General features: G+C 64.0%; 18 protein-coding genes and 1 tRNA gene. 16 read left to right on the top strand and 3 right to left on the bottom strand.

Translation table 11 applies throughout. The features are described from left to right. From VGN72_16880 to VGN72_16870, 3 genes are all read left to right on the top strand, one after another. Positions 1–307 (top strand): hypothetical protein (locus tag VGN72_16880; GenBank protein HEV7301044.1); only part of this gene is annotated, 307 nt, incomplete at its 5' end. A 527-nt stretch (positions 308–834) separates the two neighbouring features. Next, positions 835–3,147 (top strand): DVUA0089 family protein, encoded by a 2,313-nt coding sequence (locus VGN72_16875; GenBank protein ID HEV7301043.1) that lies wholly within the window; start codon positions 835–837, stop codon positions 3,145–3,147. Between the two features lie 260 nt (positions 3,148–3,407). Next, positions 3,408–4,175 (top strand): hypothetical protein, encoded by a 768-nt coding sequence (locus tag VGN72_16870; GenBank protein HEV7301042.1) that lies wholly within the window; start codon positions 3,408–3,410, stop codon positions 4,173–4,175. Here the strand turns inward: VGN72_16870 and VGN72_16865 are convergent. Further along, complete coding sequence (locus VGN72_16865) at positions 4,167–4,904, bottom strand: SDR family oxidoreductase (GenBank protein HEV7301041.1); 738 nt, start codon at positions 4,902–4,904, stop codon at positions 4,167–4,169. The genes VGN72_16870 and VGN72_16865 overlap by 9 nt on opposite strands. Before the next feature lie 83 nt (positions 4,905–4,987). On the opposite strand from VGN72_16865, the gene VGN72_16860 reads away from it, so the two are divergent. From VGN72_16860 to VGN72_16850, 3 genes are all read left to right on the top strand, one after another. Continuing rightward, on the top strand, positions 4,988–7,282 hold the full coding sequence (locus tag VGN72_16860; protein HEV7301040.1) for an ABC transporter ATP-binding protein: 2,295 nt from the start codon (positions 4,988–4,990) through the stop codon (positions 7,280–7,282). Positions 7,283–7,457: 175 nt separating this feature from the next. After that, positions 7,458–7,910, top strand: a complete 453-nt coding sequence (locus VGN72_16855) for a GNAT family N-acetyltransferase (protein HEV7301039.1) — start codon at positions 7,458–7,460, stop codon at positions 7,908–7,910. 230 nt (positions 7,911–8,140) lie between these two features. Then, a complete protein-coding gene (locus VGN72_16850; protein ID HEV7301038.1) occupies positions 8,141–8,629 on the top strand; it encodes a DUF1854 domain-containing protein in 489 nt (162 codons plus the stop codon). A 283-nt stretch (positions 8,630–8,912) separates the two neighbouring features. On the opposite strand, the gene VGN72_16845 is transcribed toward VGN72_16850, so the two are convergent. Further along, positions 8,913–9,500: a DUF502 domain-containing protein gene (locus VGN72_16845; protein ID HEV7301037.1), complete on the bottom strand. Its 588-nt coding sequence runs from the start codon at positions 9,498–9,500 to the stop codon at positions 8,913–8,915. A 148-nt stretch (positions 9,501–9,648) separates the two neighbouring features. Then, entirely contained in the window at positions 9,649–10,836 is a 1,188-nt protein-coding gene (locus VGN72_16840) for a hypothetical protein (GenBank protein HEV7301036.1), read from the bottom strand. A gap of 187 nt (positions 10,837–11,023) precedes the next feature. Here VGN72_16840 and VGN72_16835 point away from each other — a divergent pair, with 187 nt between their 5' ends. The 10 genes from VGN72_16835 (at position 11,024) to VGN72_16790 (ending at position 22,440) form a co-directional block, all read left to right on the top strand. Beyond that, a complete protein-coding gene (locus VGN72_16835; protein ID HEV7301035.1) occupies positions 11,024–11,347 on the top strand; it encodes a tetratricopeptide repeat protein in 324 nt (107 codons plus the stop codon). A 72-nt stretch (positions 11,348–11,419) separates the two neighbouring features. Further along, positions 11,420–12,364, top strand: coding sequence for a metallophosphoesterase (locus VGN72_16830; GenBank protein ID HEV7301034.1), 945 nt, complete (start codon positions 11,420–11,422; stop codon positions 12,362–12,364). A 713-nt stretch (positions 12,365–13,077) separates the two neighbouring features. Continuing rightward, complete coding sequence (pyrR, locus tag VGN72_16825) at positions 13,078–13,617, top strand: bifunctional pyr operon transcriptional regulator/uracil phosphoribosyltransferase PyrR (GenBank protein ID HEV7301033.1); 540 nt, start codon at positions 13,078–13,080, stop codon at positions 13,615–13,617. Beyond that, positions 13,614–14,615: an aspartate carbamoyltransferase catalytic subunit gene (locus VGN72_16820; protein HEV7301032.1), complete on the top strand. Its 1,002-nt coding sequence runs from the start codon at positions 13,614–13,616 to the stop codon at positions 14,613–14,615. Before pyrR ends, VGN72_16820 begins: the two co-directional genes overlap by 4 nt. Next, positions 14,612–15,034 carry a GxxExxY protein gene (locus VGN72_16815; GenBank protein HEV7301031.1) on the top strand — a complete coding sequence of 141 codons (423 nt, stop codon included), beginning with the start codon at positions 14,612–14,614 and terminating at the stop codon, positions 15,032–15,034. The genes VGN72_16820 and VGN72_16815 overlap by 4 nt, the downstream gene beginning before the upstream one ends. 55 nt (positions 15,035–15,089) lie before the next feature. After that, positions 15,090–16,373 carry a dihydroorotase gene (locus VGN72_16810; protein HEV7301030.1) on the top strand — a complete coding sequence of 428 codons (1,284 nt, stop codon included), beginning with the start codon at positions 15,090–15,092 and terminating at the stop codon, positions 16,371–16,373. 166 nt (positions 16,374–16,539) lie between these two features. Then, positions 16,540–17,373, top strand: coding sequence for a polysaccharide deacetylase family protein (locus tag VGN72_16805; protein HEV7301029.1), 834 nt, complete (start codon positions 16,540–16,542; stop codon positions 17,371–17,373). Between the two features lie 145 nt (positions 17,374–17,518). After that, positions 17,519–17,591 (top strand) — tRNA-Ile (locus tag VGN72_16800). Between the two features lie 269 nt (positions 17,592–17,860). Next, positions 17,861–19,063 (top strand): efflux RND transporter periplasmic adaptor subunit, encoded by a 1,203-nt coding sequence (locus VGN72_16795; protein HEV7301028.1) that lies wholly within the window; start codon positions 17,861–17,863, stop codon positions 19,061–19,063. Between the two features lie 107 nt (positions 19,064–19,170). Continuing rightward, on the top strand, positions 19,171–22,440 hold the full coding sequence (locus VGN72_16790; GenBank protein HEV7301027.1) for an efflux RND transporter permease subunit: 3,270 nt from the start codon (positions 19,171–19,173) through the stop codon (positions 22,438–22,440). Positions 22,441–22,618 lie beyond the last annotated feature (178 nt).

Below are 22,618 nucleotides of genomic sequence, written 5' to 3'. Positions count from 1 at the left end.
GTCGGCGGTGTACGACGGCGAGGTGGACCTTGTGTTGACGTTGACGTTCAGCAGGGCGATCGACGTGGATGCGATCGATGGGGCGGCGATCATCGTGAACGATCCGGGGGCGATGTTGGACCAGCTGATCGGCACGGGCGGGGCGACGCTCGAGGGGCCGGCGACGGTGCGGATTGGGCTGGTGACGCAATCGGTGCCGCCGGTGCCGGGGGCGGTCACGCTGACGGCGGGGGCGGATAACGGGATCGTGGCGAGCGATGGTGGGGCGTGGGCGGGCGTGACGGCGGTGGTGCTGCCGTTTGGGTGAGGGCGGGGGCCACGGGTCGGCGTAATCGCAGGCCGGTGTGTTATCCGTGAAGGAAGAGGCAGGTCTGCGGTACCGCGACCTGTGGCACCTACATCAGCGGGGCGCACGGTTCAATCACGATCGGTAACCGTGGTCGGTGGTCGCGAAGGGCGGGCGAGCTTCGGGGGCGGAGTCATCGGCTGCGCGGGCGGGGAACGGGCGTGGCATCGGTTGGGGTCGATCCCTTCTTCATACTTCTTTTCATCCTTGGCGTGCTTGGCGGCTTGGCGTGCTTGGCGCGACATCGCATCGTCAGCAGAGCCGCGGGGCTCGCCGGCACAGGCCGCATTGGGCGGTTGGGGTGGCTGGGGTCGATTCACTCTTGTTTAGCGGTTGCGGGAGTTCCCTGAGATCGCTACGGTCGGTGGGGCGGGCGTGCCGGTGGGTGGCCGGTCGTCGTGTGGGTGGGAACGTTGCACCGCGTTGGGAGCGGTCGCTCCAGTCCCCATCGGGTGATCAGACGAACCTGAACAATTGGGAAGACTATTATGTCGCTATCGATGGACACGCGCGGCTCGGACGTTCGGCGGAAGATGCAGCGGGCCGCGACGGCGGCGCTGCGGGAGGCGGTGGGGCAGCGACGCCCGGCGTTGCAGATCGAACGGCTGGAGGACCGCCGGCTGCTGTCGGCGTCGTCGGTCGACACGAGCTTTGGGGGTGGGGACGGCGTGGCAAGCGACACGTCGCTGACGGCGTTCAACGACATCGCGCTGCAGGGCGACGGCAAGATCGTCGCGATCGGCGACGGGTCGCTCCTGCTCCGCTACAACGCCAACGGCTCGCTCGACGGCGCGTTCGGTGGCGGTGATGGCCGGGTGGCGGTGCCGTTCGTGGCCGAGCATGTCGAACTGATCAGCGGGGGCAAGATCCTCGTCGCCGGTGGCACCGGCAGCGGTGATGCGTCGACGCTGGCGCTGGCGCGGTTCAACAGCAACGGCACGATCGACACGTCGTTCGGCGGCGGCGACGGCATCGTCACCTACGCCGGGCCGACCAGCGACCGCACCGGCGCGGTCAACGATTTCGCGGTGCTAAGCAGTGGCAAGATCCTGGCGACCGGCGAGACGGCCAGCGGCCTGGGGTACGTCGCCCGCTTCAACGCCGACGGCTCGCCGGACAACGCGTTCGGCACCGACGGCAGCTCGTCGCCCACCACCACGCTGCCGCGCGTGGGGGTTGAGGGTGGGACGCGCTCGTACATTTCCTTCAGCCCGGAGCTGGCGGTTGCCAGCAACGGACGCATCTACGTCGGTGGCACCGTGTTCATCGGCGGACGGAGCGACTACGACGTCAACCTGTTCGCGCTGAACGCCAACGGCGCGATCGACGGCACGTTCGGCCCTGACGATCAGGGTTATGTGCAGACGAACATCGGCATCGATTATCCCAACGATCTTGCTGAACCCGAGAACGGTCGCGACCAGTTGAAAGACCTGCTCGTCCTGCCCGACGGTCGCGTGGTGGCGGTCTCGGAATACACCTTTCGGGATATCGATGGCGAGTATGCGGACACGAACTACCGGCTGCTGACGTACAGTGCCGCGGGTGAACTGTCGCCGAACATTACAAAAGGGCCGATGGGATGGTGGAGATCGGACAACCCGTATGTGAACCCCACTTCCGCGATGGTCGTGGGGAACAACCTGTACGTCGTCGGGTCGCTCGGTGCTCAAAACTGGGAGAGTTCCGAGATCACCACCTTCTTCGTCGCCAGCTACGACATCACCAGTTCAGGCATCGTGGGGGACAACTCGTTCAACCCCAACCCCGGTGAACGTGAGGACTCGTTTGCCCAAATCGCGTACGACGGCTACCTCAACATCGCCGAGAGCGAGCACAGTGCCGTGCTTGTCCAGCCCGACGGCCGGATCCTGGCAGCGGGCAGGGTGGGGAACTTTAGTGGTACGCCCATCCCGCCCGAAGCCCAGCCCGGCGGGGCGTTAATGGTGCGCTACCAGGGCGAGCCGACGACGCCCGCGATCGTCGACACGAACGACACGCTGTCGACCGCGACCGGCGCGCCGCTGAACACGACGAAGACGAACCAGAACATCGCCGCCGACGGCACCGACGTCGACCTCTACCGCGTCACCGTACAGCAGGGCCAGCGCGTCGGCTTCGACGTCGACACCAACGGCAGCCCGCTCGACAGCTACATGCGTTTGTTCGACAGCACCGGCCGCCAGATCGCCGCCAACGACGACGGCATCGCGCCCGGCGAGCAGATCCACCGCAGCCCGTACCTCGCCTACACGTTCCCCGCCGCCGGCACGTACTACGTCGCCGTCAGCGGCAAGGACAACCGGGCCTACAACCCGATCACCGGCACCGGCGACACCAACGGCAACAGCACCGGCGCCTACACGCTGGACGTGCGCGTCCTGCCGGGCCCGACGCCGACCGACACCAACGACCGGCTGTCGACCGCGACGGGCGCGCCGCTGAACACGATGAAGATCAACCAGGACATCGCCGACGGCACGGACGTGGACGTGTTCCGCATCACCGTCGCCGCCGGCCAGCGGGTCGGGTTCGACGTTGACAACAACGGCAGCGGGCTCGATAGCTACCTGCGCCTGTTCGACAGCAGCGGCCGGCAGCTGGCCGCCAACGAGAACGGCGTCGCGCCCGGCGAGCGGATCCACCTCAGCCCGTACGTCGCCTACACGTTCGCGACGGCCGGCACGTACTACGTCGCCGTCAGCAGCACCGGCAACACCGGCTACGACCCGCTGAGCGGCCTGGGCGACCTCGTCGGCCGCAGCACCGGCGCGTATACGCTCGACATCCGCGTGCTGTAACGGCCATCGGTGTTCGTCGACCGCGTCCTCCTCCTCCTCCGCCGGCGCCCGTTGAAAGACGGGCGCCGGTTTTCGTTGTCTTGGCGTGCCCGGCGGCCGACAATGGTCCAGACGTGCCTCCCGCCGACCCTCAACATCCCCGCCTCTTCACCGACGACGGCCGGCCGGCGACGGACGTGTGCGCCAAGTGCGGGTACGCGCTGATCGGGTTGCCGATCGCGGGAAACTGCCCGGAGTGCGGGCAGGAGACGGATGCCGAGGTGGTCCTGATCTACGGCCACGGCGTTGGGGCGCACGAGCGCATCGGCAATGCCAGCAGGGGGCGGGTGGGGTGGCTGGTCGCATGGGGTGGGCTTATTTTCTTGCCGCAGATTTTCAATGGCAGGCACACGGGTTGGACGTGGGTGGCGGGTCTGCTGGTCTTCCATGCCTTCTTCCAAGCGATTCAATTCTTCGCGCGGGGCGAATCTCGTCATCCGGGGCTAGCGCAAGTTCGGATGAATTTGCACGGGTGCGTTCAACACGACGACTTGACTGGGCCGTCGACGTTGAAGTCGCTGATGCCGTATCTGGTGCCGTTGATGATCGTGGGCCTTAGCGTGGCGTTCGCCGTGCATAGTGGAACACTTGTGTGGTTCTGGATCGCAATGGGGGGCGTAGGTGCATTTGCGATTGCCCATCTGCTCGACGTGTGGCTAAGGAAACCGCTTCCGCCGGCTCTTTTGACGCTTGCGGATGATTGGCAAACCCATCCGCCGACACCGTGGGCGAAGTTGCGGCACGTGGTGATCGGGGAACGGAAGCCTGGCATTTATCGGATCCGAATCCGGTCGACCGAATCGGCATGGAAGTGGCGAAGCGAGCCGGTGCATCTGGAGTTCAGCGCGACGCCCGCCGAGGTGGCGATGCTGCGGGAGTACGTTGCGGCCCGCATCGATCGCGGGACCACGTCCCATCTGCCCGACAACCGGCTGCAGAAGGAGCTACGAGCGATTGCGGGTCGTGTGGGCGGAGAATCATCACGTTAGCATCCGTCCCCCATCCAGCCGGATGATCTGGCCGGTGATGTAGGTGCCGCGGGTCACGAGGAAGGCGATCAGTTCGGCGACGTCGGTGGATGTGCCGGGTCGGGCGAGGGGGACGCGCTGGAGGTACTTTTGCTTTTCATCTTCGGGATAGCCGGGCGGCCATTCGACGACGCCGGGGGCGATGCCGTTGACGGTGACCTGCGGGGCCAGCTCGCGGGCGAGGCCAAGGGTGAGGTTGACGAGGGCGGCCTTCGTCGTGCAGTAGGCCAGGTATTGCGGCCAGGGACGCTCGGCGAGCACGTCGACCATGTTGATGATGTGACCCCCGTCGCCGGCACGCAGCAGGGCGGCAAGGCGCTGGCAGAGCAGCAGGGGGGACTCGACGTGGATGGCTTGGAAGCGGCGGAGCTGGGCGAGGGTGGCGTGGCTCAGGTCGCTGGGCTCGTAGAGGCTGGCGTTGTTGACGAGCACATCCAAGCGGGCGAAGTGGGCGGTAATGCGGGTAGCGATCTCGGCGGTGGCAGGGTCGGGGTCGGTCAGATCGCACTGGATAGCGAGGGCGGTGGTGCCGTGATTGGTGAGGGTGGCGACCAGTTCGGCGGCGGCGGCGGTGCTGCCGTGGTAGGTGAAGGCGATGTTAAAGCCTTCGGCGGCCAGACGTTCGACGATCGCCCGGCCGACGCGTTTGGCGCCGCCGGTCACCAGGGCCACGGGCTTGGCAGGGGTCATGGGGAAAAGTTTACACGATTGCGGACAGAATAAGGATCGGCGACAACCGTACTGGGTGTCCTAGAATGGACCCGAGGGAATACATGAGCCAGTCGCCGCGCGCGTCGTCGTCACCATCTAAGATCGTGTCCGCCGAGGGGGAATCCGGACTGCCAGCCAACCTGAAGGGGCAGCTGAACGGACAGCTTACGGGCCAGTCCGTCGTCGCGTGGAGCGAGTTCGACATCGACGCGCGCGGCCGATACCAGCAGCAGTACGTGGTGCTGACCGAACGGCAGCTGTTGATCTTCAGCGGTAGCGCCCCGGCGAGCGCGGTCGACATCGCGACGATCGAGTCGGCCAAGATCGCCGAGGGGATGGGCGTCGACCGGTTGAACGTGATCGTGGGCGACAAGCTGTTGGCCGAGCTGCGCTACACGAAGGCGCACCGCCGGGGCATGACCAAGGTGCACCGCAAGCTCGAGCGGCGGTTGCCGAGCAAGCAGAGCCCCGACGAGATGCCCCCCGAATGGCTGGAGCAGGTGGAGCGCGAGGCGGAGAAGAACGAGCACTGCGCCAAGTGCGGCCAGCTGATCCCGTCGTACGCCGAGGGCGTCTGCCCGAACTGCCTGCAGAGCCGGGCGATCTTGTGGCGGTTGATCGACGTGGCCAAGCCGTACCGGTCAAAGATCTGGATCGCGCTGAGCCTGACGCTGGTGGTGGCGGCGATGGCGGTGGTGCCGCCGTACCTGACGAAGCGCATCGTGAACGACATCGAAGCCGGCCGGGAATATTCGAACATCCTCCGCTGGTGCGGACTGATGGCGATCGCGATCGTCATCACCGAGTCGATCAGCGCCTGGCGGTTGCTGATCCTGTCGCGCGTGGGCACGACGATTACCGGCGACTTGCGCCACATGGTCTACGCGCACCTGCACGACCTGTCGCTGCGCTACTTCGCCAAGCGGCGGACGGGCAGTTTGATTACGCGGGTGACGAACGACACCGAGCGGCTGTGGGACTTCATCGTGTTCGGCAGCGTGAACCTGATCCGCGACGTGGCGATGATCTTCTTCATCTCGGCGATCATGTTCTGGACGAACTGGCGGCTGGCGGCCGTCACGCTGGCGCCGGTGCCGGTGCTGGCAATCATCACGTACTACCGCGGCAAGAAGATGCAGCGAATGTTCGGCCGCATGTGGACCTACTGGAGTCGGTTGACGGGCGTGGTGGGCGACGCGCTGCCGGGCGTGAAGGTCGTGAAGGCCTTCGCCAACGAGGGCCGTGAGATCGAACGCTTCGACCGGCGCAGCAACGAGTTCACCGCCAAGGAACAGGAGATCCACGGCGTCTGGACCGGCATGCAGGCGCTGGTGAGCGGACTGATGCGGCTGGGGGCGCTGATCGTCTGGGCGGTGGGCGGCTACCTGGTATTGACGAACACGAGCGGCCAGCGCGGCTTTGACTTGGGCACGCTGGTGATGTTCACGGCACTCGTCTGGCAGTTCTATCAACCCGTGATGGAACTGGCCAACAGCAACCGCATGGTGACGCGGGCCGCCACCAGTGCGCAGCGCGTGTTCGAGGTGCTGGATACGCCGCCGGAGATCTACTCGCGCGAGGGGGCGTTGTCGCCGGACAAGCTCGAGGGGCGCGTGGAGTTCAAGCAGGTCAGTTTCAGCTATGAAGGGACGGCCCCGGCGCTGCGCGAGGTGAGCATGGTCGTCGAGCCCCGCGAAATGATCGGCCTGTGCGGGCCCAGCGGGGCAGGCAAGAGCACGTTCGTGAACCTGATCAGCCGGTTCTACGACCCGACGGATGGTCAGATTCTGCTGGATGGTCGCGATTTGCGGGACTACGACGTGCGCTGGCTCCGCCGGCAGGTGGGCATGGTGCTGCAGGAGCCGTACCTGTTCCACGGCACGATCTCCGACAACATCCGCTACGGCAACCCCGACGCTGGCGAAGCGCAAATCGTCGCAGCGGCCAAGGCGGCCAACGCGCATGATTTCGTAGTGGGTTTCCCTGATGGTTACGACACCATGGTCGGCGAGCGCGGGCAGAGCCTGTCGGGTGGCGAGCGCCAACGCATCAGCATTGCGCGGGCGATCCTACACAACCCACGAATCCTCATCCTAGACGAGGCCACGAGCAGCGTTGACACTGAGACCGAGAAGCAGATTCAGCAGGCGCTCGATCGGCTGGTCGAGGGTCGCACGACGATCGCGATCGCCCATCGGTTAAGCACGTTACAAGCCGCCGACCGGTTAGTAGTGCTGGAGAAGGGGCGCGTCGCCGAGCAGGGCCTGCACGAGGAACTGGTGGACAAGCCGGACGGTGTCTACGCGAAGCTGCACAGGACGCAGGCAGAAATGAACGCGCAGGTCGCGATTCGCTGATGCAAGGGGCACCTGCATCGCCGGACTGGCCGCTTTCAGCGGCCAGTTTCCCGCACGACTGATCAATTCTCATGAAGGCCCGGTATTTGCGAAACAATTGGGCGCGTCGTGCGTCTTGTCATCAGTGATGGCTTGCGACGGAACGACGAGCCGAACATGTCTGCGGATGGTTTCCATGACGTATGAACAACAGCAATGCACGGGTGGCGTCACGGGCGGCGTGAGCGACGCCGCCGCGGCTTTGGTGCCGCGCATCGAACTGGTCGACAACTGGCACGCCCACTGGCCGCAGGTGCTGGAACTGGTTGACCGAGGCGGCTATCGCCAGACGTTGCACATCGACGCTGACGGTTGGCTGTCGGCGAGGCAGAACCTGCTGGTGGCCTTCATTGGAGCTGACCCTGTTGGCCAGCTCTGCTTCCGCGTGCAACCGGTGGAGGACGCGGGCCATCACGTCGTATTCGATGGCGACGGCAAGGCCGCCGTCGAGGCGTACGTCGAGTGCTTCAGCGTTGACGAGGTGCACGCCTCGCAGGGTGTTGGGCACCTGCTGATCGACCGCGCCCGGGCCCGCGCAGTCGAACTGCGCTGCCAGAACTTCCGCATGGAATCGGCAGGGGCCTGCTGAGCAATTCGAGATTGGATCGATCGCTTATGGACGGTGTCGTTCGGTAGCGCGCTGGGTGTTACGGTTTGGTACTCCAAGCCGTGCTGACGTTCCCCTGAACACGGCTTGGAGTACCAAACCGTAACACCCAGAGTCGTTTCGCCGACATCACTGGCCCCAGTGGTCATAACGCGTCCTGGACAGGGCCTTGCGGTGGTCCTACAACTCGGCTTCAGCAAAGGAAAGATCGCATGTCCGAGACCGCCAACACGCTGCCCGCTGAGTTCGAACTTGACCGAGACGCGCAGGGTCGGATGATCCTCAAACGCCCGGGGCAGGACGATGCAGTGGACGTGCGCATCCGCAGGGCGTTCCCCTGGAGCAATCCGCAGCACTACATCAGCATTCGCAGCAGCGAGGGGAAGGAACTGCTGATGATCGAGGACCTGTCCGCCGTCGAGCCGGTCAAGCGGCAGTTCATCGGCGGCGCGTTGGCCGAGGTCAGCTTTATCCCGCGCATCGAGCGCATCGAATCGGTCGACCTGAAGTTCGGGCATCAGCAGTGGTCGGTGATCACCGACCGCGGCCCCGCGAGTTTCCGCGTGCAGGAGCGCGAGGACATCCGCTTCCTGAACGACGGCCGTTTCCGCATCAAGGACGCCGATGGCAACGTCTTCGAACTGCCGCAGTTCGACACCCTCGACCCGCACAGCCAACGGCAGCTGGAACCGCTGATGTAGGCACCGTAGTGCAGTCCACACTAGGATTGGGCCTCCTCTTCTGTAGGACAGGCATTCCTGCCTGTCTCTCCCCCCCCCGGCATTTCTCTCCCCCCGTATTCTCTCTGCCGCACTTCTGTGGCACAGGCATTCTTGCCTGTGTCTCTTCAGTCTTTGTCTTCTTGGTGGAACGGACATTATTGTCTGCCATGCGGCGGAGCCGCGATCAAAATAAGGAAGAGACGCGAAGGCACGAAGGTGCGAAGAAATCGCGAAGTAGATCGGCTGAGCGTCCGTTATTCCCTCAGCTCACCGCCGGCGCATCCTTCGTCGCCAGCCCGATCTCGTCGGGCACGTAGTTCCCACCCGACAGCAGCAGCTTGAAGGCCTCTTCCGTCGTCAGGTCCGTCATCCGGCATTCACTGGCGCGGGCGAAGTACAGCCGGCCGTTCATTGGGTTCGGGGCGGCGGGGACGAAGACGCAGATGTGGGCCGGATCGTTGGCGATCGGCGTGCCTTCCGTGAAGCCCATCACCCACGTGCGGCCGGTCTCGTCGGGCACCAGCACGACCTTCGTGAACACGCCCTCGCGCCCGCCTGCGGTCAGGGAGATCTGCTTCCAGGCCTGGTAGATCGTCTTGAAGATCGGCACGCGCGACAGCACTCGGTCGGCGAAGTTCAGCAGCGCTTTGCCGATGAAGCTGGTGACGGCCAGGCCCAGCAGGTAGATGCCGACGAGGGCAAGCAGCACGCCGACGAACGGGATGTTGATGCGCGTGAACTCGCGGACGGTCGATTCCACCCACCAGATGAGCGCCACCGTCACTGCCACCGGGGCGGCCGCGAACGTGCCGGCGAGGAAGGTGTTCCGCAAATGCGTCTGAACGCTCATGGGCAGCTATTGTGCGCGAAGCGAACGCGAGCGTCGATGAGGAGAAAGTCGCGCGACCAAGGCAGGCGCGCGAATGTCATCCCGATGGGAGCGGTAGCGACCTGAAAGCTCTCAGGCCGCTACCGCTCCCATCGGGATGACAACGTGTTTACCGGGCAACGCCCGCGGGTCGCGTGGTGGCCCAGCCGTGGACTTGCGTGCGAACCTTCAGGGCCTGAGCCCTTCTGGTGGCAGCGTTGGCTTGGGGATCGAACTCCAACGGCAGGGCGGTCAGCGTCTTTAGCCGATCGAACGCGGCGGTACGGAGTTTGGCGTCGTCCAGCAGCAGGCAGTTCAGCAGGAAGATCGGCTGGCGGGCCAGTTGCTGCGCGTCCTGTGGCAACGCGCCGAGGCGGGCCGCCAGCAGCGTGTCCAGCAGGCTGTTCTGCTCGGCCGACAGGTTCGTGCGATCCACCGTCGCCGCGATGTTGGCGGCGGGCTCGCCCAGTTGTTCAAGCGCGGCGTAGGCCTCGCTGCGGGCGGCGGGGGCGTCGGCGCCCAATCGCTGGATCAACTCGTTTACCTGCCTGGCCAAATCCGGGTCGGCCGTCGCCTCACCGAGCAGCGCTTGGCGAGCGATCGTAGGATCGGGCGCGAAGAGCTTTTCCTGCTGCAGCAGTGCAAACATCGGCACGAGGTAAAGCGACACCTCTTCCGCGTGCCGTTGCTGCAACTCGACGAACGAGCCGGCCGTCAGCTGAAGCTTTACGGGGGCGGCGTCGCTCACGGTGCTGCTGAGGTTCACGTACAGCTTGACCGGCGGGTCGTCGATGTCGTCGGCATCGAAGGGGATCTGCTGGATGAAGTGCACGCTGCGCACCCACCCGCCGAACTCACTGTCCTGGCTGAAGTCGATGCGGTTGCTGATCGCGGCAATCGTCGTCTTCGAGATCGGGTTGGGAAACGAGTCGGGTGGCGTGGTGAAGCGCAGCAGGCGCAGCCGCGGGCTGCCACCCCCCTCGTCGGCGGCCGACACGTTCACGTCGCCACCGGGCACGAGGCCGTCGACCTTCACGAAGACGCTGCCGTCGGTCGGTTCCAGATCGGTGCTGAGCGACAGGAAGCCGTTCTGGGCCGACAGGTGGAAGACGGCGGACAGGTCATCAACCGTCATCGTCGGCCCCTCCGGCACAAACGCCGCCACCGCCGCCGCCTGAGCCGCCGCAGTGGGGTCGGCGGCATCGGTTGTGGGTTGTGTGGTGGCCGGGACCGTGGTCGGCGCCTGCGCGACCGCCAGGCCACAGCCGAGCGACACGGCCAGCAGGAACGCGACGTGCGAGCGACGGGTCGATTGCATGATGGTCTATTCTATCCCGAGATTAGCCTGGACGCAGGCAGGCAACCGGTTTTCGTGCTCGGCTGCTGCCCCTCTTGGCACGGGGGCGTCCATGCTCGGCAACAATCCACCCACTGGTTTGCAGCCGTTTCCACCTTGGCGATGCCAGCTAGACCACCTACACTGCCGCTGAAGGAGACCAACCCGCGTGGCCGACACAACCAACGATCGCAAGTCGAAGCTCGAGGGCATGTTGAACGCCTCGCCAAACGACACGTTCCTGCTGTACGGCCTGGCGCTCGAACACAAAAAGCTCGGCGACCTGCCGCAGGCGGTCAGCATGCTGAGTCGCGTGATCGAGCTGGATAAGGGCTACTGCTACGCCTATCACCAGCAGGGCCTTGCCTACGAAAGCATGGGCGACCTGGACTCTGCAAAGCGGAGCTATCGCGCCGGCATTCAAGCCGCGCAAGACAAGGGAGACTCCCACGCTGCCGGTGAAATCGCCGCTGCGCTAGAGATGCTCGACTAACGGCACCGGGCTCGCCGCTTCAGCGGCTGGCGTCTTCCCTCTTACGAGACACATCCCGCTTCCCCCTTGCTTATGAGCGAAACCGTCAAAGATTACCTGAAGAACGCCGAGTGGCGCAAGCAGCTCGGCTGGCGCAAGGCGATCTGGCGGACGATGTCGCGCATGGGCCTGACGGGCGTTCACGCGCTGCCGCTCAACCGCCGGTGGGTCGACTTTCATCGCCGGTCGATGCCGTTCCCAAACCTCGATCCGAAGATGGTCGGGTACCGCATCGTGCAGCTGTCCGACCTGCACTACAGCCCGGTCGTCTGGCAGCGCTACCTCGTGCAGTACGTCCGCTGGGTGAACGAGCTGGAGCCCGACCTCGTCGTCGTCACCGGCGACCTGATCACCGGGGGCTACCCGTACGCCAAGCGCATCGCGACCATCCTGTCGCACCTGAAGGCGAAGGACGGCTGCATCTGCACGTTCGGCAACCACGACTACAGCATGTTCGGTAAGTCGCTGCCGAAGGAAGCCACACGGCGAGGCGATTACCTCGAGAAAGCATTGGAAGATCGCGGCCTGAACGTGCTGCGCAACGAACATGCGATCGTCACCCGCGAGGGCGTTACCCGGCCGCTGGCGATCGTGGGGCTGGACGACGAGTGGAGCAAGCAGATCGATCCGGACCGCGCGTGGAAGGGCGTCGATTCGTCGCTGCCGATACTCTGTTTGAATCACAATCCTGCCAACGTGATGCAGCTGATGCCGTACCCTTGGCAGTGGATGCTGAGCGGCCACACGCACGGCCGACAGGTGGGGACGAGCCGCGTCGGTCGCAAGCTGTACGGCAAGCGGTTCCGCCACTACACGCACGGCTACTACGCCGTCCACGGTCGCCACCTCTACGTCAACCGCGGCCTCAGCTACGGCCAACGCATCCGCGACTGGTGTCGCCCCGAGGTCACCGTCTTCCGCCTGACGCAGGACAGCGACATCGAAGCGGGCCCTACTACCGATGCCGCCATCGAATGACCTCGCGTTGGTCTTCTGTAGGACAGGCATTCCTGCCTGTCTCTCCCCCCGTCTTTCTCTCCCCCGTATTCTCTCTTCCGTCTTCTGTGTCACAGGCATTCTTTCTTGCCTGTGTCTCTTCCTGTCTTCTGTTTTCGGTAGCGCGGACATTCTTGTTTGCCTCGCGGCGCTAGTCGCGATTGGGAAAAGAAAGAGACGCGAAGGCGCGAAGGAAGCCGCGAAGAAACGCGAAGGGTGTTGCGCCTATTCAACGTCTATCGCGCAGCGCGAGCGTAGAGATGGATAGCGTGTTCTTTGACAACTGAATAGCTGACGTACGTGACGTTGTGGATCCCCGTTGCCATCACCCGATGGTGCAAAATGGTGCACAATGGTGCACGGATTAGCATTTTGCCTTACCCAGACCGCCGCCGAAATGCATGTTCGCGTTACTTTCCGCGTCTTCCTTAGCGTCCGGCTTCGCGCCTTCGCGACTTCGCGTCTCTTTTGCATTTGTTTAAGCGCAACGCAGAGGCAGAGACACAGGCAAGAATGCCTGTGCCACAGAAGACAGGAATACGGGGGGAGAGGCGGACGCCCTGAGAGACAGGCAGGAATGCCTGTCCTACAGAAGACAATTCGCTCGGACGGCTATCGCCTAACCTCTTTCTCCTACGCCTTCCTTCCAGCCCCGGTTTGTCATCCCCGCCGGTTTCCCGTACCTTCTGCCCCCGATGCGCAAGGCATACGACAAGGCCAGTGTCGAGCAGACGATCGACTCGCTCGTTTCCACCATCGCAACCGACTTCCCGTCGACCCAACCGCTCAACATCATCGGCATTCGCACGCGCGGCGAGACGCTGGCGTCGCGGATTGCTGAGAAGTTGCGATCGCGCGGGTATCACGATCTGGGCCGCGGGGTGCTGGATATCACGCTCTACCGGGATGATCTGTCCGAGATCGGCGCCGGGCCGCTCGTAAGGCCGACGCAAATCGATTGCGCGATCGACGCGGTGCCGATGGTGCTGGTCGACGACGTGCTGTTTACCGGTCGAACCGTCCGGGCGGCGCTGAACGCGCTGGCCGATTACGGGCGGCCCAAGGTTATTCGCCTGGCGGTGCTGGCCGACCGGGGCGGGCGGGAGCTGCCGATTCAGGCGGACTACACCGGGATCGACCTCGGGCAGCTGCCGTTTGACCAGAAAGTCTGTGTCCGATTCACCGAGAACGACGGCGTCGACGAGATCACGGTCGAGCCGCGCCACGCCCTATGAACCAACTCGACTCGCACGGCCGGCCGAAGTGGACGCGCAAGCACCTGCTCGCGCTCGAGTCCCTGCACGCCGACGAAATCAACTTCATCCTCGATACCGCCGACGGTTTCAAGGAGGTCTCGACGCGCAGCGTGAAGAAGGTGCCCGCGCTGCGCGGCCGGGTCATCGTCAACGCGTTCTTTGAGGACAGCACGCGCACGCGCACCAGCTTCGCGCTGGCCGCCCAACGCCTGAGCGCCGACATCATCGATTTCAGTGGCAGCGGTTCGAGCATCAGCAAGGGCGAGACGCTGATCGACACCGCCCGCACGATCGAGGCGATGGGCATCGACGCGATCGTCATCCGCCACGCCGCCGCCGGCTCGGCCGAGCTGCTGGCGCGCACGGTCAACTGCAGCGTCATCAACGCGGGCGACGGTGCGCACGAGCACCCGACGCAGGGGTTGCTCGACCTGTACACGATCCGCGAACGCTTCGGCCGCATTGCGGGGCTGAAGGTGGCGGTGGTGGGGGACGTCGGCAACAGCCGGGTGGCACGGTCCAACTTGTGGGGCCTGACCAAGCTCGGCGCCGAAGTCATCTTCGTCGGCCCCAGCACGCTCTGCCCGCGGGCGTTCGAAAAGCTGGGCGCCAAAGTGACGAACGACTTCGATTCGATCATCGGCGAGGTCGACGTGATCAACATGCTGCGCGTCCAGAACGAGCGCATCAAGACCAGCCAGTTCCCCACCGTCCGCGAGTTCACCCGCATGTACGGCCTAACGTGGGACCGCTTCCAACGCTGCAAGCCCGACGTCTTCATCATGCACCCCGGCCCCATGAACCGCGGCGTAGAAATCCAATCCGACATCGCCGATGGGCCACAGAGTGGGATTCTGAAACAGGTGACGAACGGGTTAGCGGTGCGGATGGCGGTGTTGTTTTTGACGACGCAGGTTGGGAGTGAAGAGACGCGAAGGCGCGAAGAAGGCGCGAAGGATCGCGAAGGGGCTTTATGAATATTTATGACTTTCGTGAACGGGGAACATCTGGCGTGCCGGATGACGTTGAGGATCTGGCGCAGCAGGTAATCGGGGCGGCGATTGAAGTGCATCGGATCGTTGGTCCGGGACAGCAGGAGAGCGTATATAAGCTGTCGATGGCCCATGAGTTGACCCTTCGCTCGATCCCGTACGAAATCGAAGCGCCGATCGGTATCGTGTACAAAGGGAAGCTGGTTGGCGAAGGTCGGATTGACATCCTGATTGCCGGCCGACTCGTACTTGAGCTAAAGGCGGTGGCAACCTTTGTACCTGCTCATACAGGCCAAGTGATTGCATACCTGCAAGCAAAGCAGCTTAAGTTAGGATTGCTGATGAACTTCAACGTCCCGATGATGCGGAACGGCATCAAGCGCGTCATCAATAACTACCTTTAACCTTCGCGTTTCTTCGCGCCTCCTTCGCGCCTTCGCGTCTCTTATCTTCGCACTCATGACCACCCTCATCACCAACGGCACCGTCCTCGACCCCTCGCAGAACATCAATCGCAAGGCCGACGTGCTGCTGCGAGATGGGAAGGTGGCGGCGATCGGGGAGAATCTCGGCAAGGCCGATCGAACCATCGACGCGGCGGGCAAGTTTGTCACGCCGGGCCTTATCGATATTCACGTTCACTTCCGCGAGCCGGGGGATGAAGAGGAAGAGACGATCGCCTCGGGCGCACTGGCGGCGGTCGCGGGGGGATTCACGACGGTCTGCTGCATGCCGAACACGAAGCCGCCGTTGGATACGGAGGCGGCGATCGAGTTTGTGCTGCGCGAGTCGCAGCGGGTGGGACTGTGCAACGTCTACCCGACCGGCGCCATCACCAAGGGGCGGGCGGGCAAGGAACTGGCCGAGATCGGCAGCATGCACGAGCGCGGGGCGGTGGCGTTCACCGACGATGGCACGGGCGTCGCCGACGCGGCCGTCATGCGCAAGGCGCTGCAGTACGCGAAGATGTTCGACACCGTCCTCATGCAGCACTGCGAGGAACACTCGCTGTCGGGCGGCTGCATGAACGCCGGTGTGGTGGCGACGGCGTTGGGGCTGCCGGGCATTCCGGGGGAGGCCGAACAGCTGATGATCGCGCGCGATCTGCTTTTGAACCGCACGATTGGCTGCCGCTATCACGTGCAGCACATCAGCACCGCCTGGAGCGTCGAGATCGTGCGGGCGGCCAAGGCGGATGGGCTGTCGATCACCGCGGAGGTGGCGCCGCATCATTTGCTGCTGACGGACGAGTCTTGCCGCACGTACGACACGAATTTCAAGATGAACCCACCGCTGCGCACGGCCGCCGACGTTGCCGCGTGCATCGCGGGGGTGGTCGATGGGACCATCGACTGCCTGGCGACCGATCACGCGCCACACCTGGCCGAGGAGAAGGAGCACGAGTTCCAGTACGCGCCGTTTGGCATCCTCATGCTGGAATGTGCGTTCTCGCTGTACGTGAAGGCGCTGGTTGAGCCGGGGCGTATCGATTGGATGAAGCTGATCGATCTTGTGACTCGCCGCGGTGCCGAAATCGTGAAGCTGGATAGCCGTAAGGGCACGCTGCGGGTCGGAGCGGATGCGGACGTGACGATTATCGATCCGGAGCTGGAATGGACAGTCGACATCGAGCAATTCAAGAGCAAGAGCCGCAACTGCCCGTTCCACGGTTGGAAGCTGAAGGGTCGGCCGGTGACGACGATTGTGGGTGGCGATGTGAAGTGGGCGTTGGGGCAGGGCTAGGCGCCGTTGACCTCTCGAAGGGAGCGTAAGCGACCTGGAGGGATCTCGATACGTCGACAACCGTCTACCACGCCGATCCCTCGGGTCGCTACCGCTCCCCTCGGGATGACGAATAGAACTATAGGATCTCGTGCATGGTAACGACGAGTTAAGAAGGCACCTAACCATGACCCCTCGCATCGAAATCCCCAACTTCCCCGGCGGAAAGCGGATCGCGTTCACCACGAGTTGGGACGACGGCGTCGTTGAAGATCGCCGTGTTGTGGCGGCGTTGAACGACATGGGGATGAAGGGTACCTTCAACCTGAACTCGGGCACGCTCGGCCGGACCGGTGAGCGGCTCACCGAGGACAGTGGGGGGCGCCTCGATGCCAGCGAGGTCGCCGAACTGTACGCGGGGCACGAGGTGGCGATCCACACGGTCACCCATCCGCACCTGCCACGTCTCGACGCGTCGCAGATGGCTGCAGAAGTGCTGGACGATCGCAGGGCGCTCGAGGACCTCGTGGGTTACCCCGTGCGCGGCATGGCGTACCCGTTCGGCACGTACAACGCGCAGGTGATCGACGTGCTGCGCGCACTGGGCATCGTTTATGCCCGCACGTGCGAGAACCGCGACCCCTGCTTCCCACCGGCCGAACCATTGGCTTGGGGCAGCACGGCGCACCACTTTCATCCGGACGTGCCCGAGAGGTGGAAGGCGCTGCACGGCTCGCCGAACCGATCGGGCGTCTTCTTCATTTGGGCTCACTCGTACGAGTTTCAACGCCAGAACCGCTGGGACGACTTGGAGCGCATCTATCGCCCGATGGCCGGCCATGACGACGTGTGGTACTGCACGAACATCGAACTGTTCGACTACCACGCCGCCCGCGAGCGAATCGTGATCGCCGCCAACCGTCAGTCGGCGTACAACCCATCGGCGGTTCCTGTAACGCTGAAGGTGGGGAACCGACTATTAGATATCCCCCCAGGCATCGTGACCCCGTTGATGGAATAACGGCCCTAGCACCGCGCGTGGTTGCTTCACCCCATACACCCATTAGAATCGCCAACGATGCTTCGGAGTTGGCAAGCCCCAATGTTCGTCCGTAAAGCATCAGCAGGATTCGATTAAAGCGGCGAACGGACCGCACCCGAAGAAGGGGAGTGTAGCTCAACGGTTAGAGCAGGGGACTCATAATCCCTTGGTTCCGAGTTCGAATCTCGGCGCTCCCATGTTGAATAATAGCTGGGGAAACCAGCACAGTTTGTTCCTATTAACTGGCCCTTTTGGCTTTTTTTCGATACCACGTGATTTCCTAACCTGACGTGGCTAACATCAATCGTTCACACAAGCGAATTCAGCTATGACACACGCCTTTGCGGGAACTCCCTTGAATTTTTCGATACTGACTGGTCGGTTTTGCGCCTTGTTAACATCAGCCGCCGTTTTAGCCGGGTGCAACCGGGAGGCGCCACCTCCCGCGGAGCGGCCACCGGCTAGTGTGACTGTTGCGCCCGCCACGACCGCCGACGTGCCGGTGTACCTTGACGAGATTGGTACCGTCGCGTCGCCCGACAACGTCTCGATCCGTTCGCAAGTCGGTGGGAAGTTGCTCAGCGCCCACTTCACCGAAGGGGCCGAGGTGAAACAGGGGGACCTGCTGTTCAAGATCGACCCCCGGCCGTTCCAAGCCACCGTCGCGCAGGCCGAGGCGGACCTGGCGCAATCGCGCGTGAACCTGCAGTTGGCCAAGAGCGAGTATGAGCGCGCTGCCGGCGTGACGGACGTGCGGGCGTTGTCGCAGGAGCAGATCGACCAGCGGAAGAACGCCGTCGCAGTCGCCGAGGCCCAGATCAAGGCCCGTGAGGCCGCGGTTGAGACGGCCAAGCTGAACCTGGAGTACAGCGACATCAAGTCGCCGGTTGACGGGCGCACCGGCAAGCGACTGGTCGATCCCGGCAACGTCGTGAATGCCAACGACGAGACGCTGGTCGTCGTGCAATCGCTCGACCCGGTGTTCGTCGACTTCACCACGAGCGAAAGCTCGCTGCCCCTCGTTCGTAAGCACATGGCCGAGGGCACGTTGAAGGTGCAGGTTACGCTGCCCAACACGGGCGCTACCACTCAGCCGGCCGAGCCGCGCACGGGTGAACTGCAGTTCCTGGACAACCGGGTCGAGAACGGCTCGGGCACCGTGCAGTTGCGGGCGACCCTTCCAAACGATGACCGTTATTTCTGGCCCGGCCAGTTCGTCAACGTGCGATTGATCCTGCGCGTCATCCCTGGCGCCGTGCTGATTCCCACACAGGCACAGCAGGTCGGACAGCAGGGGCCGTTTGTGTTCGTCGTAAATGCCAACAAGCAAGCCGAGTTGCGACCTGTGAAGATTGGGCAGCGGCAAGGGACGAACACGGTGATCGACACCGGTGTCTCGGCCAACGAGCAGGTGGTGGTAACCGGGCAGATGATGCTGTTTCCCGGCGCCCCGGTGAGCATCATCGATCCGAACCAGATGGCGCCCCAAGGTATGCCCCCGGCCGGCGGCCCGCCGGCCGAGCCTGCGCCCGCGGCTGCGGGGGGTCAGGCCGGTGGCGCCACCGAACAGACGCCCACGCCAGCCCCCGGAGGCAACACCGCCGGCACGGGTGTCCCTGGCACCGCGCCCGGCACGGGTGATGCGCCCAACAGTGGTTCTCAACAGTAGCGCGTGCCTCAGCGACCGTGGCGCGGTCGCTGAGGCGATCATGCAAGTAAAAGCACAGAATCTGAAAGTCCGATCGCGATCGGAACTTATCCCAAGAAGGTGACGTTGTGAGCCTTTCCGAACCCTTCATTCGTCGGCCCGTGATGACGGTCGTCCTGACGATCTCGGCGATCCTGTTCGGCATTCTGGCTTACCGCCAGATGCCGGTGGACGCATTGCCGGCCGTCGACTACCCGGTCATCCAGGTGCAGGTCGGTTACCCCGGCGCCAGCCCCGAGACGATGGCCGCCAACGTGGCGACGCCGCTCGAACGGCAGTTCATGCAGATCCCCGGGCTCGAGCTGATCACCAGCAAGAGCACGCAGGGCTTCACCAGCCTGACGCTGCAGTTCGACCTCGAGAAAAACGTCGATGGCGCCGCCACCGACGTGCAGGCCGCCATTAGCCGGGCCACCGGCAACTTACCGGTCGATTTGCCGGCGCCGCCGACGTTCACGAAGACCAACCCGAACGACCAGCCGATCCTGTACGTCGGCGTCGTCAGCGACACGATGACGCGCGGCCAGCTGTACGACATGGCCAACACGCAGTTGGCCCAGCGCGTCAGCATTTTGTCGGGCGTCAGCCAGGTGCAGATTTTCGGCACGAAGTCGGCGATCCGCATCAAGGCCGACCCGTCGGCGCTGGCGGCCCGCAACCTCACGATGGACGACCTCGCCGGCGCCATCCAGCAGGGGACGAGCTACCAGGGCGCCGGTCAGTTCGACGGGCCGACCCGCACGTTCCTCATTCAACCGCAGGGCCAGCTGGAGACGGCCGAGGACTACAACAACCTGATCATCGAGACGCGCACCGGCTCGCCGATCTACCTGCGCGACGTCGCGACCGCGATCGAGAGCGTGCAGGACGAGCGCATCGACATGCGCTTCTGGGTGCGTGGGCGCGAAGTGCCCAAGGCGACCGTGATCATGGCGGTCTTCCGCCAGGCCGGCTCCAACGCCGTCGAGGTGGCCGCCAACGTGAAGGCGCTGCTGCCCGAGGTGAAGCCGCAGATGCCTGCGGGCGTCGACATCATCCCGATCTACGACCGCAGCAAGTCGATCGTGAACAGCGTCACCGAGGTGCGCGAGACGCTGCTGATCGCGTTCGGGCTCGTGGTGGCCGTGATCTTCGTCTTCCTCGGTCGCGCGACTGATACGCTGATCCCCGTCGTCGCGCTGCCGCTGTCGCTGCTGATGACGTTCATCGTGATGAACATGCTCGGCTACAGCGTGAACAACCTCACGCTGATGGCGATCACGCTGGCGATCGGCTTCCTGATCGACGACGCGATCGTGTTCCTCGAAAACACCGTCCGCCGAATGGAACAGTACGGCGAATCGGTGATGACCGCGACGCTGAGCTCGGCCAAGGAGATCAGCTTCACGATTCTGTCGATGACCGTCTCGCTGGCGATCGTGTTCCTGCCGCTGGTGTTCATGAGCGGCATCATCGGTCGCGTGTTCCAGGAGTTCGCGGTCACGATCATCGTGGCGATTTTGGCCAGCGGTGTCGTGTCGCTGACGCTGACCCCGCTGATGTGCGCCCGCATGCTCGCGCCGCGCGGCCACAACGACAAGAAGACGTGGATGGAACGCGCGTTCCGCTCGGTCGAACGGCCCGTGCTCGACTTCTACTCCCGATCCCTGTGGTTCTTCCTGAAGCACCGCTGGGTGTCGCTGATCATCTGGATCGTCTGCATGGGTGGCACGATCTTCTTCCTGATCGACATTCCCAAGGCGTTCCTGCCGGTGGGTGACAGCTCGTTCGCGATGGGCGTGATGATCGGCCAGGAAGGTTCGTCGCCGACGCAGATGCGGCAGTACCAGACGATGGCCGAGCGCGTTATGCACGAGAACGAATCGGTGCAGATGACGTTCTCGATGACCGGTAACGGCCAGTTCATCTCGTCGAACATGGGCTTTCTGATCGCGTTCCTGAAGGACCCGAGCGAGCGGCCATCATTGAAGACGTTCGACGGCCGAACGGTTGAGAATCCGGGCATTCAGGAGGTCGCCGGTGAACTGGGCACGCGGTTAGCGATGAGCCTGCCGGGCGCGATTGGCGTGCTGACGCCGCAGCCGGTGCTGCAGATCTCGACCGGTGCCACGAGCAATCAAGGCGGGCAGTTCGCCTATACGATCAGCGGCATCAACCCCAAGGAGGTCTACGCCGCCGCCGAGGCGCTGCAGATGCGGCTGATGCCGGAAATAGGTAAGACCTTTGCCGGCATGCCAATCTCGGACATGTACCTGAGCACGCCGAGCCTAACCGTCGACATCCTGCGCGAGCAGGCCAAGACCTACGGCGTATCGGCGTCGCGCATCGAGACGCTGCTGAAGAACGCCTACAGCCAGAACTACGTTTACCTGATCAAGCGCGCGGACGACCAGTATCAGGTCATCCTGGAAGTGGGGCAGGAGGACCGGTCGCGGCCGGAAGACTTGCAGAAGCTCTACGTGCGTAGTGACGACGGCACGCGCGTGATCCCGCTGTCGGCGGTGGCGACGTGGACGGAGACGGTTGGGCCGCAGGCGGTGAACCACCTGAACCAGTTCACCAGCGTCACGATCAACTTCAACCTGATGCCCGGCGTGCCGATCGGCACCGCGACCAACCTGATTGAAGGCATCGCCGCCGAGGTGGTGCCCCCCCAGTTGCGCAGCAGCTTCCAAGGTGAGGCGCTGACCTTCCGCGAGACGATCAGCAGCCTGATCGTGCTGATGGTTCTGGCCGTCTTCGTGATGTACGTGATTTTGGCGATCCTGTACGAGAGCTACGTTCACCCGATCACGGTGCTTTCGACCCTGCCGACCGCGTTGGTGGGTGGGTTGGCGACGCTGTACCTGGTGGGTTACATGACGATTGGGTCGCCGATCGAGGCGTCGCTGTACGCGTTCATCGGGTTGTTCATGCTGATGGGCATCGTGAAGAAGAACGGCATCATGATCGTCGACTTCGCGATCCAGCGGCTCGCCAACGGCGACACCGCCGAGAACGCGATCCACCACGCCAGCATGGACCGTTTCCGCCCGATTTTGATGACGACGCTCGCCGCCGTCATGGGCGCGGTCCCCATCGCCATGGGCCACGGCGCCGACGGCGAGGGCCGTCGCCCGCTGGGCTTGGTGATCGTGGGCGGCCTGCTGGTGTCGCAGCTGATCACGCTCTACGTGACGCCGGTGCTGTACTTGTACCTGGAGCTGTTCCAGGAGAAGGTGTTGGACCGCGTGCCGTTCCTGCGCTCCACCCGCACCCACACCGGCGACCGGTTCGAGCAACCAGCCGCAGTCCACGGCGATGGGAATGGCAATGGTGAGTTTGTGATGGCGAAGTAGGGGTCTGGTTCCCTCTCCCGGTACGCCGGGAGAGGTTTAGAGCGTGTTATGCACTTTTCTCCCAGTTCACGAGTTTCGCGAGCATGAGGATCGCGAACGCGATCAGGTGCATCCCTCTCAACGTCGACGCCAGGCGTTCGTAGTCCTTGGCCAGCCTTCGGAAGCGCGCCATCCACGC

The organism is Tepidisphaeraceae bacterium (assembly GCA_035998445.1).
Lineage (GTDB): Bacteria > Planctomycetota > Phycisphaerae > Tepidisphaerales > Tepidisphaeraceae > DASYHQ01.
The sequence above is the reverse complement of the archived record's forward strand: the minus strand, read 5'-3'. Positions and strand labels throughout refer to the sequence as shown.

Excerpts from the sequence above, each read along its gene's own strand:
- VGN72_16845 (HEV7301037.1), bottom strand. The coding sequence starts at position 9,500 with ATGAGCGTTCAGACGCATTTGCGGAACACCTTCCTCGCCGGCACGTTC.
- VGN72_16850 (HEV7301038.1), top strand. The coding sequence starts at position 8,141 with ATGTCCGAGACCGCCAACACGCTGCCCGCTGAGTTCGAACTTGACCGA.
- pyrR (HEV7301033.1), top strand. The coding sequence starts at position 13,078 with ATGCGCAAGGCATACGACAAGGCCAGTGTCGAGCAGACGATCGACTCG.
- VGN72_16805 (HEV7301029.1), top strand. The coding sequence starts at position 16,540 with ATGACCCCTCGCATCGAAATCCCCAACTTCCCCGGCGGAAAGCGGATC.
- VGN72_16875 (HEV7301043.1), top strand. The coding sequence starts at position 835 with ATGTCGCTATCGATGGACACGCGCGGCTCGGACGTTCGGCGGAAGATG.
- VGN72_16815 (HEV7301031.1), top strand. The coding sequence starts at position 14,612 with ATGAATATTTATGACTTTCGTGAACGGGGAACATCTGGCGTGCCGGAT.
- VGN72_16855 (HEV7301039.1), top strand. The coding sequence starts at position 7,458 with ATGACGTATGAACAACAGCAATGCACGGGTGGCGTCACGGGCGGCGTG.
- VGN72_16865 (HEV7301041.1), bottom strand. The coding sequence starts at position 4,904 with ATGACCCCTGCCAAGCCCGTGGCCCTGGTGACCGGCGGCGCCAAACGC.
- VGN72_16860 (HEV7301040.1), top strand. The coding sequence starts at position 4,988 with ATGAGCCAGTCGCCGCGCGCGTCGTCGTCACCATCTAAGATCGTGTCC.
- VGN72_16830 (HEV7301034.1), top strand. The coding sequence starts at position 11,420 with ATGAGCGAAACCGTCAAAGATTACCTGAAGAACGCCGAGTGGCGCAAG.
- VGN72_16810 (HEV7301030.1), top strand. The coding sequence starts at position 15,090 with ATGACCACCCTCATCACCAACGGCACCGTCCTCGACCCCTCGCAGAAC.
- VGN72_16840 (HEV7301036.1), bottom strand. The coding sequence starts at position 10,836 with ATGCAATCGACCCGTCGCTCGCACGTCGCGTTCCTGCTGGCCGTGTCG.
- VGN72_16820 (HEV7301032.1), top strand. The coding sequence starts at position 13,614 with ATGAACCAACTCGACTCGCACGGCCGGCCGAAGTGGACGCGCAAGCAC.